This window comes from Scytonema sp. PRP1, from assembly GCF_036697665.2.
In the GTDB taxonomy this organism is placed as follows: domain Bacteria; phylum Cyanobacteriota; class Cyanobacteriia; order Cyanobacteriales; family Nostocaceae; genus Kalymmatonema; species Kalymmatonema gypsitolerans.
Genome location: NZ_JBAHYJ020000120.1, coordinates 19,371 through 34,407, shown reverse-complemented (window position 1 = coordinate 34,407; position 15,037 = coordinate 19,371). Strand labels below are relative to the sequence as shown.

At 42.8% G+C, this 15,037-nt stretch carries 9 protein-coding genes; 3 read left to right on the top strand and 6 right to left on the bottom strand.

Features of this window, described 5'->3' with window-relative positions; translation table 11 throughout:
• Positions 1-119 precede the first annotated feature (119 nt).
• Entirely contained in the window at positions 120-1,616 is a 1,497-nt protein-coding gene (locus V5G28_RS31965) for an O-antigen ligase family protein (RefSeq protein WP_332988174.1), read from the top strand.
• A 178-nt stretch (positions 1,617-1,794) separates the two neighbouring features.
• On the top strand, positions 1,795-2,916 hold the full coding sequence (locus V5G28_RS31960; RefSeq protein ID WP_332988173.1) for a glycosyltransferase: 1,122 nt from the start codon (positions 1,795-1,797) through the stop codon (positions 2,914-2,916).
• On the opposite strand, the gene V5G28_RS31955 is transcribed toward V5G28_RS31960, so the two are convergent.
• The 6 genes from V5G28_RS31955 to V5G28_RS31930 all read right to left on the bottom strand — a co-directional run bounded on the left by V5G28_RS31955 (position 2,879) and on the right by V5G28_RS31930 (position 13,453).
• Positions 2,879-3,985 (bottom strand): glycosyltransferase family 4 protein, encoded by a 1,107-nt coding sequence (locus tag V5G28_RS31955; protein WP_332988172.1) that lies wholly within the window; start codon positions 3,983-3,985, stop codon positions 2,879-2,881. The two genes, V5G28_RS31960 and V5G28_RS31955, sit on opposite strands and share 38 nt — an antisense overlap.
• Before the next feature lie 306 nt (positions 3,986-4,291).
• The gene (locus V5G28_RS31950; protein ID WP_332988171.1) at positions 4,292-5,239 is read right to left on the bottom strand and encodes a glucosamine inositolphosphorylceramide transferase family protein; all 948 of its coding nucleotides are present in this window, start codon (positions 5,237-5,239) and stop codon (positions 4,292-4,294) included.
• Between the two features lie 32 nt (positions 5,240-5,271).
• On the bottom strand, positions 5,272-6,210 hold the full coding sequence (locus tag V5G28_RS31945; RefSeq protein WP_332988169.1) for an NAD-dependent epimerase/dehydratase family protein: 939 nt from the start codon (positions 6,208-6,210) through the stop codon (positions 5,272-5,274).
• A gap of 236 nt (positions 6,211-6,446) precedes the next feature.
• Entirely contained in the window at positions 6,447-7,556 is a 1,110-nt protein-coding gene (locus tag V5G28_RS31940) for a glycosyltransferase family 4 protein (protein ID WP_332988168.1), read from the bottom strand.
• Positions 7,557-9,759: 2,203 nt separating this feature from the next.
• Entirely contained in the window at positions 9,760-11,946 is a 2,187-nt protein-coding gene (locus tag V5G28_RS31935; protein ID WP_332988166.1) for a hypothetical protein, read from the bottom strand.
• Positions 11,947-13,225: 1,279 nt separating this feature from the next.
• The gene (locus tag V5G28_RS31930) at positions 13,226-13,453 is read right to left on the bottom strand and encodes a hypothetical protein (protein WP_336231511.1); all 228 of its coding nucleotides are present in this window, start codon (positions 13,451-13,453) and stop codon (positions 13,226-13,228) included.
• Between the two features lie 354 nt (positions 13,454-13,807).
• Between V5G28_RS31930 and V5G28_RS31925 the strand changes: the two genes are divergently transcribed.
• The gene (locus V5G28_RS31925; RefSeq protein ID WP_336231510.1) at positions 13,808-15,019 is read left to right on the top strand and encodes a glycosyltransferase family 4 protein; all 1,212 of its coding nucleotides are present in this window, start codon (positions 13,808-13,810) and stop codon (positions 15,017-15,019) included.
• Positions 15,020-15,037 lie beyond the last annotated feature (18 nt).

The following is a 15,037-nucleotide window of genomic DNA, read 5'->3' as shown; positions in this document are numbered from 1 at the left end:
CTACTCTCGTTCACTCACCCCAGTTGCAGGACTCGGGGAAAACCCCCAAGGGCGCAGTGGCTCCCCTAGACCCTAATCCTTACCCGTTACCCGTTAGTAAACTAAAAAATTGAATTCGCATGAGTTCCACACAGATTCTATATAATCCTATTGTTAAAGAAAAGTACTCACCAGATCAGCGATCGCTCCAAGGTTGGATAGTCATCATCGCTTTTGTATTGCTGAATCTAGCTTGCTATTTTGCAAGTGCTAGTACGGTGCGCCTCATCTTCCCTGTAACATCTTTTATAGTAGCTATATTTTTATACCTTAGGCATCCAGTTCTTTACTTAGGATTTACCTGGTGGATGTGGTTTGTCTCAGCGTTTATTGCCCGCTTGGTTGACTTGCGTGCTGGTTGGGACATAACACGCCAGATGCTTATAGCACCATATTTGGTGACATTCGTTACGATAGGAACCACCTTCAGATACCTTCCCAGCGCCTCTCGCCAAGGAGGCTTACCTTTTGTTTTGGCTCTTGTAGGGGTGTTTTATGGCTTGCTTGTGGGACTGATATACAACACACCTGTCCCCGTAGTACGCAGTCTTCTGGATTGGCTATCTCCTATCCTTTTTGGTTTCCATTTATTTATGTGCTGGCGGGATTATCCTACCTATCGTGAGAACCTTCAGCGCACATTCTTGTGGTGTGCATTGATTACTGGAGCTTACGGCGTGTTTCAATTTGTGGTAGCGCCTGAGTGGGACAGAGTCTGGCTCATAGAATCAAAAATGAATACCAGTTCTGGAGAGCCGGTACCCTTTGGTATGCGCGTATGGAGCACAATGCACTCAGTCGGTCCATTTGGAGCTGTGATGCAAGCTGCTTTGCTGTTATTGTTCACAGCCCGCCAAGGACCTTTAAATTTTCCCGCCTCAGCAGTGGGCTATTTGTCATTCCTACTCACCCAGGCACGTACTAACTGGGGGGGCTGGTTACTTGGGGTAGTTATGATTTTTGGTTCGGTCAAAGCACAGATTCAAATGCGTTTGATTACCATCATATTGGCAATAGCATTATGTGTCGTGCCATTAGCGACTATAGAACCAATTTCGGATGTTGTTGCGACTCGACTGGAAAGTTTTTCCAATCTTGAAGAAGATGGCAGCTTCAAAGATAGATCTGGAAGCTATGACAGAAACTTGAGTGTTGCGCTGTCTAATGTTTTCGGCAATGGGTTTGGAAACACCTGGAAAGTCGATGAAAAAACTGGTCAAATAGTAGTATTTGTCATAGACAGCGGCATTTTAGATATATTCTTCACGCTAGGCTGGGTTGGAGGTCTTCCTTACTTAGGTGGACTCATTCTCATGATTTTCACTGTATGCAAATATAATGAGGCTCGGTTCGATACTTTTGTCAGTGCTGCCCGCGCCATTGGTATATCTGCCTGTTCTCAGCTCGTTATCGGTAGCGGAATGCTGAGTATAGCAGGCATGATTCTTTGGGGATTTTTTGGTATGACCATGGCAGCACATAAGTACTATCAGCATCAAGAAATGAGTGCAGCGCAATATCAGATTCCACCTCAATATCAGCGTCCTGATCTGAGCGCCCCTTCAGGAAAGGCATGAGGCATACTGCGGGGTGCATTATGAGTCTGTTGAGGGAAGTGCTTTGGTTGCAGTTCTTGCGCGGGGGAGAGAAAAAGGCTTATCACCAACCGTATTGCCCCATAAGCTAGTATGGGAAATTCTTTGAGCTAACCTTTTTGCAAATACATTCGTATACAAACAAATAAGGAGGTAACACGTGAAAGTTGTTGTAATTATGCCGCTAGCGGAACTACGAGGCGGCGGTGAAATGATGCTTTGGGATTTGATGCAGCAGGGACGTAATGTAGGTGTCGAGTGGTTGGTAATATTTTTGGAACATGGTCCGATGGTAGAACAGGTCAGAGCGCTCGGTATTGACACGCGAGTTGTTGAAAGCGGTCGCCTGCGCGAAGTTCACCGTTTCATCGCTGCTGTTCTCAGGATAGCTTTCATCGCCCGACGCGAACGTGCAGATATGATTGTCAACTGGATGTGGATCACCCATATCTGTGGAGGACTTGCAGCGATGCTTGCGGGCTTGCCTTCTGTATGGTACCAACTGGAGGTACCTTATGACCAGCCTTGGTTGGTGCGGCTTGCTACTTTAGTGCCAGCCCGTGCCATTGTGACGCTCTCGAAGGATGGCAAGGAGGCACAGGCACGGATTTGGCCCCATAGACCAACACCCTTGGTCTACCCTGGCGTATCACTAGACCGCTTTAATTCTTCTAATTTGCCTTCTCCTGCTGAAGCCCGACGCAAGCTAGGTTTGCCATTGCACGGACCTTTAATTGGAATTGTTGGACGATTGCAGCGCTGGAAGGGAATCCACGTTCTTGTAGAAGCAATGCCCAAAGTTTTGCAGAAGTATCCTGATGCCCATTGTTTGGCGGTCGGGGGTAGGCATGATTTGGAACCGGATTATGAAGACTTTTTAAAAGAGAAAATAGCAGCTTTGGGACTTCAGGATAAGGTCATCTTAGCTGGTTTGCAGAGTAACGTCCCAGAGTGGGTGCAGGCAATGGATATATTTGTTCATGCCTCGGATAAGGAGCCGTTTGGGATTGTGATTATTGAGGCGATGGCATTAGGCAAACCCGTAATTGCTGGCAATGCTGGAGGACCAACAGAGATCATTACGGACAGCGTAAACGGACTGCTCACACCTTATGGTGATGCTAATGCACTGGCAGATGCGATTCTGTGCTACCTCAACGATCAAGAATTTGCCCGTAATGCTGCAATAGCCGCACAGCAACGCGCCCTTGATTTCTCCACACAGCGTTACGCTCAAAACTTTGTTAACGCACTTCGCTCTGCGGTGCCAAGTGTTTCTTAAGTTCAAGCCATTTGGCAGTCAACTCTCGATACACCGAGATGGTTTGCTCATGGACACGCACAACACTCAATCGCTCTAAGTTTTGTTGTGCTAAGTTCTTCCACTGGTGCATTAGGTCGGGGGTACTTAGCAATTGCCTAAGAGCCTCCCCTAACGCTTGGCTATTTGCTGGGGGTACCAGGATACCCGCCTGTCCACCATCTAAAGCTTCTGGTATCCCATCGACATTGCAAGCTATGATCGCGCAGCCAGCTTCACGGGCTTCTGGAATCACAAGCGGAGAAGGGTCACGGTGTGAAGCCAGCACAAATATGTCACACCCCAGCATATAAGATTGTGGCTCTTTTTGAAAGCCCAGAAAATGAATCCTGTCAGCAAAGAGTGTAGTTTGCGCCTGCTGTTCAAACAAAGTTCGGTCAGGACCGTCTCCCACTAAGTAGAGATGCGCGTTTGGAAAATCAGCACCAATTTGTGCGAAAGCATCGATTAACTCCCCAATACCCTTGCGCTTGTACATTCCGGCTACAGTAGCAATTGCCGGTCTTTGCAGTTCCATCGCTACGTACTCTTGAAGCTTTCGCATACGAACGCTCCCCAAAGTCCCGTTAGATACCACCCTTAACTTGTTTTGTGCAATACCACGCCGTGCCATAGACTCAGCAACCGCATGGCTGACTGCTATAACGCGATCGCCTAAACCCATCAGCACTGCACTCCGCTGGAATTCGTTGTGTACTGTGGAAACGAGAGCATATGTAGAGAAAGTCTTCCAAATCTTTGCCAGCACAATCCCAGTCATCATATGGGCATGGACGATATCTGGTTGAAACTCTTCGATGATTTTCCAATAACGCCAAGCAGCTTTAATGATGTTAATTGGTGTTCTTGTTTGATCCAAATTGAAGTGCTTTACATTGTATGTGGTAAGTAATGCCTCATATTGTCCACCAGCAGATGCTATGCTCACATTATGACCATTTTTAGCTTGGAGACAAGCTAAATCCACGGCTACATTGACAATACCATTACCAACTTCTTGGACGTGGTTCAAAATATGTAGAATTCGCATCTAGCTTTAATTTTCTACTAATTTATCTTATAAATAATCAATCAAAAAATAATTCCACCAATCCGGATATTTTTTGCCAATTTGGCAAAGGTATTTGCTCAGATCATAGAATGAATTTTTACGATCTTATGCAAATTGTAAGAATTGAATTTGGTCTAGGCAAATACAGACAAGCATTGATTTTTTGGTTGAACAGATATGCCGCAGCTACAAAAAAAACCTGCACGACCAGGCTTTTTTTTTCCAAGAATTGGTGCCTGTAGGCGACGAGGTGCAAGTCTTGAAATTTTAATATTTTATTAAAATTCAGCCTCTCCCATCAACGCAAGCAATCCATTGCTCTTCATGGATCAAGTGAGGATCGATATGGTGCATACCAGCACCGTTCCAACCAACACCAGTAGGTTGGAGCACTAAGTTTTGGTCGATTTCTCGTTCTTGATAACTTGTCGTTGTCAACTCAGTAATTTCAAATGCTCTCAACTGTGTGCCGTAGTCTGGCTGACAGTCTTGAGTGTAGCGAATAATCTTATCATTCATCACTAAAACTCTACCGCCTGGTCTGGCAATGTGTGCATTACCACTAATAATTGGACTTTTTGGGTGTTCTATCCAAGAACCAAGCAACTCATCAGCATAGTAGAGACGGAGAGTGTCAAAGTTATGCTGAGGATTTGTTTCCGTAAATAACCACCATTTATCAGCGTGACGGAAGATAGAAGCGTCTAAAAATGACGCACCGCTTTTGATATTTCCAACAAAACTCCATTCTGTAGGAAACTTGGATGCTTTGTACAATCGAATCGAGTTTGCCTGATGGCTCTCCGGAATCATGTAATATTCATTCATCCACTCAAAAACGTAGGGATAAGATAAGTGAAATGGTTCAGCAAGTACAATTTGTTCGTACTTCCAATTCACTGTATCCTCACTCGTTGCTAGCCCAATTTCTCCTCTACGTGTCTGTTGATTCAACACTTCAAAGAACATGAACCAGGTGCTATCAACTTTAATCATAAAAGGGTCTGCAACAAACCCAGCCCTGACATCTGATACATTCCGGCGTGTCAAGACAGGATTTTTTATCTCTTTAGGAGCATCGAAATCAACAGGAGATCTGCCAGTATAGATTCCAATAGACCATCTTTCCTTTTTTGTCAGCGCACCTAATGGCAGCTTATTAGCTATAGAAACTGGGAAACTATTGACTAGAGAAAAGTGTAGTTCCTTGATAATCTTCTTAAGGGTATTCATCAGAATTATTTGTGAAAAATATATGAAGAGATTTATGAATTATGTTTTTGACAATATTCTACTAAAACTTTTAAACCAGATTCTACAGACCACTGAGGTACAAAATTTAAAACTGATGATGCTTTGGATATATCCGCTTGCGAGTCTTGAATATCTCCAGGACGAGAAGGTGCAAAGCTAGGTTCTAGTTCCCATTTGGGGAAATAAGTTCTCATAATATTTACAAGCTGAAGAATTGAAGTTGATTTACTTGTGCCAATGTTACAACTTAATGCTGAACCAGCAGGTAGTGGAGTCGTTAAAGCTTTAGCAAAGGCAGTCGCTACATCTTTCACAAACACAAAATCTCTTGTCTGACTACCATCGCCATAAATTTTGATGGGTAAACCTTTGAGCATTGCATCAACAAATATGGAAATCACTCCAGAATATTGAGAACCAGGTACTTGTCGAGGTCCAAATACATTGAATAAGCGTAAGCCAATAAATGAAAAGTTACATTGTTTGGTAAAAAGGGCAGCATATTGCTCGCTTACCAATTTTTGCAAACCATAAGGAGAGATGGGATCGGGAGGATGTTGTTCTGAAATTGATAGAGGTGTTTTGTTACCATATACAGCAGCAGAGCTAGCAAAGACTAGCTTAGGAATCTTTAAAGCGTCACACAGTTTAATCACAGCTAGAGTTGCAGACAGATTATTATCGTGCGCTTCCAGCGGCTTGAGCCATGATTCAGTAACCGATGGGGTAGCTGCTAAATGAGCAATACCATCAATCTGTGTAGAAAAATCTTCTGGGTGACAGTCTAATATATTTTTGTGCAGAAATTTTAACCCAGAATGTTCAGGTAAGTTTTGTAAGTTACCAGTCGTCAAATTGTCAATCACAGTCACAGAGTGACCTTCTGATAACAACTGCTCAGTCAGATGAGAACCAATAAAGCCTGCTCCGCCAGTGACAATAAAATGCATAAATTTAATTTGGGGAAAAATAGTTGGGGAAAAATAGTGTGATTTTCATTCGTAATTCGTAATTGACACCTACAGCAGCAGTATTCGCGTCATTCGTCAGTCGTCAGGAGTAAAACAGCCTTCATATCTGGCGCGTGAAGTCTAGGTTGTGTACCTCATTTACTTGCAAACTGCTGTATGATTGTCAATTACGAATTACGGGTTATCAAGAATAAATTAATCTCTAGCTCAATTTGTTAATTATGAATTAGCTTGGCTTTAGCATATTCATAATTATTGAGCGTATTATCTGGTACTAACTCTTTATAGACAGCTAGTGTTTCTTTATGAACGCGAGTAGCACTGAGCCTTTCTAGGTTCTGAGATGCTTGAGTCCTCCACCATTGCAGGCGATCGCGATCGCTCAACAACTGCCTTAAATTTACGGCTAAGGTATGGCTATCTTTTGCTGGTACGAGAATGCCTGCTTTCCCAGCGTCTAAGGCTTCAGGTATACCATCTACGTTTGAACCAATGATCGCGCAACCAGCTTCTCGTGCTTCTGGAATCACAAGGGGTGAGGAATCTTTGTGAGAAACAAGTACGAAGATATCAGTAGCTAGTAGATATCTCTTTGGTTCTGGTTGGAAACCCTCAAAATGAATGCGCGAAGCTGCTTGAGTGTTTCGCGCTTGTTCTTCCAATGACTCGCGATCAGGTCCGTTACCTACCAAGTACAAATGGGCATCAGGAAAATCGCCGGCAATTTCAACAAAAGCATCTATTAATTCCCCGATTCCCTTACGCCGATACATCCCCGATACTGTTGCAATCGCAGGGTGGTGTAGGGGGAGCGGTTGGTATTCTTTAATGCTGCGCTGGCGCGGACTTCCTAACGTGCCATTGGATACAACCCGCATTTTTTGTTTTGGGATACCACGCCGTGCCATAGATTCTCCCACCGCTTGACTGACGACAATCACTCGCTCACCCAAGCCCATCAGTACCGCACTAGGCTGGAATTCGTTGTGCACTGTCGCAATTAAACTATATTTATAGCCAAACCTGAGAACTGCTGCTAGCACTGCTCCCGTCATCATATGCACGTGGACAATATCCGGTTTAAACTCATCCACAATTTTCCGATATCGCCATACCGCTTTAATAATATTTAGCGGTGTTCTTGACTGGTTTAGATCAAAGTGTCTGATTCCATAAGATTCTAGTAATGCCTCATATTCTCCTCCAGAGGAGGCTACAGCGACATCGTGACCATCTTTTGCTTGCATACAGGCGAGGTCTACCGCCACATTAACGATACCGTTACCAATCTCTTGTACGTGGTTTGTCAGATGTAGTATACGCATTTATATGATCTCCACAGTGGTCGCTTGTTGCAAATGGTTGATATTAATTCGGTACTGATAGAAGCAACCCCTGATAAATGCAGGATCTTAAACTACAGGTAGTTATTAGGATTCTGCTTTAAAAAGGATTTCATAAGACCCCAAAAATGGCTTGACAAAGCTACGGAGCAGGCTTTCAAGTTGAGAATACTAGGAGGCTATAGGCGTTACCGCGTCCTTCGGACGAGTGCTCTGTTTTTTTGTCTTGAACCGATTGAATTAAGACTCGGTAAGCACCCACAAAATTCTGCATCTTCAGAATAGACAGCGGTTTTGTTGTTTGGAAAAATTGGAAGAGTTGTTTTGTATTCATATTTTTTTCATTGACTTATAACAATATAAATAAACCTTCTATAACTCGATTCACTCATCATAGCCGTGACGAGCGGAAAATGAGATTTTGACCATTTATTTGCAACTAGCGAATAGTTGAAACAACCTAAGTTAGATTCCTTAATTAGTGTTCTAGTACCGCAGGGCGGAAGTCAAAAGTCAAAAGTCAAAAGACTTATACCGTAACTCTTTTGCTGGTTTGTAATGGTGAAGCAGCGCTCTTGGTAGGGTTTCCCTCCGCAGGCGACTGCTGAACCCGAAGGGTAGCTTTATTTCCGCCGTCATGTACTAGTGTCATTATGTCTTATGTTTTACAGGTTCTTATTTAAGAGATGTTGATCTTTAGTTTAAGAAATATAATTTTATTGCAAAAAGTGTTGTCAATATTACAATTTTCTATACTTTTCCCTCAAGAAAATAAGAAATTAAAGCCAGAAAAATCTCGCAATACAACTATTGTGTCATGACACAAAATCATGACCTAACTGAAAAGTGAGATAATTTTTTCAAATCACATCTTGCAGCCCTCCCCTCGCTCTGCCAAAGTTTAGAGCGGCGGAAGCTACCGCAAACAGCCGGGAGAAAATAAGGGTTTTAAAGCGGGCGTGCATTCCGCTGAATAAACCAACTTGAGGCTGCTTAGACACACAAAATTGCTCAGTTAAGCATTGACGTCTTTATAAGAACGCTCCTGAGTTATGAATGGATCAGCTGGTTTTTGTTCATCTCACGGTCAAATGATTTATGCTCATTTAAACGCAATTTCTTGGGTGAATTTTAACGAATTTTAGTTCAAAGAGAAATAAAATATTTGAACAAAATTATTTTTGAGATTTTGTTAGTTGACTGATTTTACAATATCATTAGTTAGGAATTCTTTTTTCCACTAATTTCCTTTCTTCAAAATATCTTTATTTACCTTTTTCATGAATATCTACAAGTTCAGTGGTGATTGCAAAACGATATTACACTGTATAGAAAATTATAACAACTGTCAGTGTAGATTTTTTACGATAACTTTAAAATTGACGTATTTTGACGTATTTTTGGATTTATGCGCTGAGCAATATAGAGACGTTGTATGCCTTAGTTTTCACTCTTATCTGGAGAACCTCGCTTCCATTCCTCTCTCCACGTCTGGCTAACCCTCCCGTAAAAGACTATCCATTACCCGGATCTTTCTCAACATTTGCCAGAGCCATAACTCAGGTTTTTTCTAACCCTGATTCGTTCGTCATTAATTCTCAATAAAAACCTAGTTTTGGCGAGAAGAAGAAGCGTCATTTTGTCAAGTAATGTTACAATTCCAGTGTTCAAGACGCATACCAGACAAAAATTTCAAGATTGTAAAGAAAAATGTGACTAATGGATAGCCCTAAAAGGGGAGGGAAGAGGAGCAGCTTTTATTACTGACAGAGGCTTTTACCTTAGTCCCTTCCCTACTACAGCGCTTATTCTTATGATTAGACCACAAATCTTAGGGTGTTTCTTGCCCCTAAAAGCTTGCGTAATGGACATTTGAGATATTGGTAAGCAGTCTGTTGCGGTGAAGCGGTACTATGCAGTCCTTGTTTCCCGACCCAAGCGACGGGTGTAAGCGCAAAGCGCAAGGCAGGCAAGGCATACCCGGAGGGTGAGCAATGCCCACCTTACACGAAAGCGCTGTAGGGTTGGGGGCTGGGGGTTAGGTTCCTTTGTTGGTTTTTCCAGATGACGTGAAAAGTCAGTGCATCTGAAAGTTCTACAGGTGTGCAATCTATGGCACCTTCCAGACACACTGCGCTTACGCTATCATCAACAATCTTTAACTGAACTGTATTGATATATGCGCTTATCTGGGTAACCGATACACAATCACCTTTCCTTTCCAATCTTCCTCAACAAATACCAGGTACTCTCCATTTGAGCGGCGAAAAGCACGGATACCGTAGGGTATATCAATCCAGCCACTTTCACCAGCCACTTCTGGACCAGGTTTTAACTTTTGTACTTGCTTTCCTGTCGCTGCATTATAGACGTGCACTTCTGACGTTTTCACTGTTACAGCGAATACATAATCTCCCGCCACACTCATCGCGGCTGTAAGCACTTCGCGCTTTCCAGTGGTGTCATGGGGAATGACCGTTCGCCACCGGGGAGTGCGATTTCCGCGACTCCAGTTGTCATAACGTACAATTTCAGATCCAACGACTCCAGAATCATCTTCAACCGCAGGATGCTCTTTGGTAAAGCCTGATAAATACATGGTGTCTGTTTCGGGGAAATACTCAATCCGTCGCACATCCGTAAATAGGCTAGGAGTTTTATCCTTTTTCATCGAACTGTAGGAGTAAATGGGGTTGCCCTTAGCATCTAGTCCTTGTAAAGGAAAATGCCGGATACCTTCTTCAGTTCGCAACGTTTTCCATACGTCGCCTTTGCTATCTACCCACCATCCGCCAACATAGGGATAATCATCTGTATCCCTGATGTTATACTCATCCTTATCAAAGGCACCGTTGCCGTTGCTATCCCGCCAGATCCAATCCTTTTGTTCCTGCGGTTGATTCGGCGGCCAACTTCCAACTTTACCATCCTTGAGAACTGTGCCAAAAAACATTGCAGATGGTATAGCAACTTTACCGTCCGTGGTTGGATTGAAACGATAAATTTGCATAAAGCTTTCATACATATCTATGAGATACATGAAGGGTTTCCCCTGGATGCGCCGGAAGAAGACTGAAGTCGGCGATGTATGCAAGCGTGGATCTTGAGGGTATTTAAAAGGATTTAGAGTGTACGCCTTGTAATTCCATTGCTTACCAGGTGCTTTTTTGTAATCCATGTCGAAGTATTCGTGCTTAGTGTATACGTCCACCCCATCACTTTGAGGATCTGTATCAGCGTTATCCACAAAATGCAAACCCAGTAAGCGCCACTGCAGCTTTCCTGATGGCAAAAACTTTCTTAAGTCGGTTCCTGCATTATGAAAACCATTACTATTCACATAGATATTACCTGCTGCATCTGTACCCACGCCGCTTATGCCGTAAAATTTCAAATCTCCAACTTCACCAGGAACACCTGCAAAAATGCCACGCTCAATACCGAATGTTCCCACCTGTTTCGGTTTGCCTGCAATGTTGTAAATCAGTACTTGCTGACGAGGTCCATTTTCTGCTACCAAAAGTCTGCCTTGATTATCGATCGCGATCGCACTCGGGTCAACAACATCTGCAATCACCTTAGGCAGGCGCTTACCTTCTGCTGAATAATGCAAAATCTGAGCAGGAGTACTGCCATTTTTGCCTTGTATTATCCATAGATTTTCCTGTTTATCAATTGTTATCTGTCCTGGGCTGGAAACAGAAAAATTGCGTACTTCCCCCATTGTCTCAGTGTTATAGACCGAGATGCGATTTGCCTTAGCAATACTCACATACAACTGATTTCCTACAGTTGCTAATCCCGTAACTGGGTTTTTCGTGCTGACAATCAACATACTTTTGTCATAGCCACGCCCTCCAGGAAAACCCGCAGGCTTTCCAGACAAGTTATAGCGTCTGACACAGTACCAAGATGTTTTTTCTGGTGGGTAATCCTCGTTTATCTTGCCCATTGATCCCTGCACCATAGCAAGGTAAATGTACTTACTATTTGCTGTTATGGCTTTGCCACCTCCACGGCTCCAACCATGAAGATCAGACTCAGGACCAAGAACATCACCGTCTTTATATATTCCTGCTTCTCTTCCTGCTTCATCCCAAGTGCTGTTGGTGTAGACCGTACCATCAGGACCAACATACATTCCCTCTACATAATTCTGCACCCATTTGCTACCACCACCATAAGTATTACCTATCCAAGATGTTGTGTAGGCGTTTGTGGCAGGTGCAGATCTCATAGCAAAGTACAATGCAATAGTTATTACAGCAATTACAACGAGGACAAATTTTGCAGTTTTTCCTCGTCGTAAATGACCATTATTTCGTAGTTTTTCGTAGAACTTAACCAACTTGGAAATTAATCTATTTTTCATAAAGTGACAAAATTGTTGATTGCTTCTCCAACCTCATTTTTAACTGGTGAGGCCACGGAGTCCCCCACCAACGAGTACGTATGGTGGGGGACGCCAGATACCTACGGAGGGAAACCCTCCTGCAGTACTAGCTCAGGAAGGCACGCTCCCTGTCTCGTGATTGGGGACTAGCGGCTGGGAAAATGCCCCAAAATATGTTTAGGTCTTTATTGCCCCGGACATAATTTTTCGTTTGATATACCACTACCCCAATCCAAGGATCCCCAATCCCTAGTCCCTTTTAAACATCCTCTAAGACAGCAGAGTATAGCTACATGAAAAAATATAGTACTTTTGCACTATTGGGTGGCAATTCTAGATAGAAATAATTAAAATTCCCACTTATGGTTCATAATAATCATTGAAAAATTTTACAGTTACATGGAAAAATCAAATTATATCTTATCTCTCTGTTAATGTCAGTCTTCAATCTTTGCTTTCATCAAAAAGCAACTTTTTCAAATAATTCTCATTAATTCTACTCAACTCATTTGTTTTACTTCAAACTATGTTAAAACATCTTTTATATGTTGAAATATCATACATAAGCTACAATTTCCGAGTTTCATCTATATTTTTACAAAAACTTTATCAGGAAAACACTAAATTTTTACTTTTACACAGTTACTTTTGGTAACACATATTCTAGATTATATTTGCAACCTCTATTTTAAATAAAAAGTAAAAATTCATACGAAATAACCTTTGTCCAACTATTTTTTTATTTCATCAGTATTCCTAAACTACGGAAGATTGATCGTTGATAGTTGAAGCAAATTATAGCTAATAGTCAGACTTAACACTCACCGGTGTCGAGGAGTCTTTCATTAGACTTCTTGCACTCATTCGTTTTCTTTGTGTTCTTCTTTGCGACGCCCTATGCCTGCGGCACGCGGCTTGGGCGTTCGCGAAGCGTGTGGATGATTGCACTCAGCTCCTCTGGAGCGCGAAGCTCTCCCGAAGGGAGCAAGAGGCACGGGTATCTCCTCCAAAGAGCGCCTTCTTTGCTTACGCCAGTTCCCAGGGCGCGGGAAACCCGCCTATGGCAGTTGCCTGAGACACGGGCTAACGCCCTACGTGCCACGCTAACGCTAACAGGACTGGACTCACCAGTCGCCTAGGCGCGGGAAAGCCCTAGTGGGAACGGCCACGCCTTACGGCTATCGGGTATCTCCTGCGGAGAGCGTTTTCTTTGCTTACGGCAGTCGCCTAGGCGTAAGAAACAAGGACTGCAGCGCGCTTACTCAGCATCATTCGCACCGGAGTTTCTCCCGGAGGGAAACCAACGCCAGTCGCCTGACGCCACTTTCCAAGGGCGGGGGAACCCCCGCACGGAAGTGGCACATGAGGGAAACAAGGACTGCTGCGCTGGCTCACCACGGCGCTGCCTCGCCTCTGGGCGAGACAAAATAATATTTATGCAAGAGGTGTATTCCAAGGTAAATAGCAGGGGTTTTCCCGACGCCATTTAAAAAAACCTTTACAAAACCTTTCTGTACAACAGCGTTCTTAGCAGCAAAGTACTTTTTCGGTGATAGCTTCTGAGTGTAAAAAATATTTTTGCGTATTTACAACTTTATACTGATCTTACAAATTGCCCTTCAAATATTTTGTTTAAAAAATGTATAATTAAGGATTTTATAAAAATACCAAATTTATATCTTTATATGATAATTTGTTTACCTATAGATAGAAAATGATAATAAACATCTATCTATAGTTGTAGGAAAAAGTTCTGATTAGATATTCATTAACAGAATATATCTATTGTCGGCATCAATAAATAATCGTGCTGAAATCAAAAAAAGGCGTTAAAAAGTAAATGACAACGAGATACACAGACAAGCATTACTTGGAGAAACATAAGTGGAAGAGAACAAAAAACGCTGCTTCAAAATCTGCGTCTATTCTCTGTTTGGGACTAGGCTGGTTTCCTAAAACGCCTGGAGGATTGGAACGGTATATTTATGAATTGACCCAGAAATTGGCAGCAAATCAAGACCAAGTTGAATTATGTGGAGTTGGTTTACCAGAAGGGGAACCAAATTTGCCGATAAAACTGACTAACTTGGCATCGGCAGATAGTGCCATTTGGAAACGGTTGTGGAGCATCCGTACTAACTTTCAAAAAACAAGAGGTGCGAAACCTGATGCCATTAATTTACATTTTGCATTATACAGCTTTCCAATTTTGGATCTTTTGCCAAAAGGAGTGCCTATTACCTTTAACTTTCATGGCCCTTGGGCATATGAAAGTCAAGAGGAAGTCGTTGAGAGGAAACTAAGTCTTTGGCTCAAAGCTAAGCTGATAGAAGAAAGAACATATAACCGCTGCGATCGCTTGATTGTTCTGAGCAAAGCATTCGGTAATGTATTGCATGAACAATATCAGATTCCTTGGAACAAAATTCACATAATTCCAGGTGGAGTTGATGTTAGCCAGTTTCAACTTAATTTATCACTTCATGAAGCTCGCGCAAAACTAGATTGGCCGCAAGACCGCCCAATTTTATTCACCGCCCGGCGTCTGGTCAATCGAGTGGGAGTTGACAAATTGTTGTCAGCCTTGGCTATCATTAAACCGAACATTCCAGATGTTTTGCTGGCGATAGCAGGACGTGGACCACTACAAGCTACACTACAACAGCAGGCAACTGAGTTAGGACTCAGCAATCATGTTAAATTTTTAGGGTTCCTACCAGACGATTTGTTACCTGTTGCTTACCAAGCGGCTGACTTGAGTGTTATGCCCAGTCAGTCTTTTGAAGGATTTGGATTGGCAATAGTAGAATCCTTAGCTTGCGGTACTCCTGTTGTGTGTACTCCCGTTGGAGGAATGCCAGAAATTTTAGAACCATTCTCACCGGGTTTAATTACGTCCTCAATAGAAGTCCCAGCCATTGCAGAAAGATTAGAACAGGTGCTACTGGGAAAAATTCCAGCACCTACACAACAAGCCTGTCGTGAGTATGCTGTCGCCAACTTCGATTGGAACAAAATAGCGCAGGATGTACGGAGTGTTCTATTAGCCTAAGTATAATATTGTTGTAAT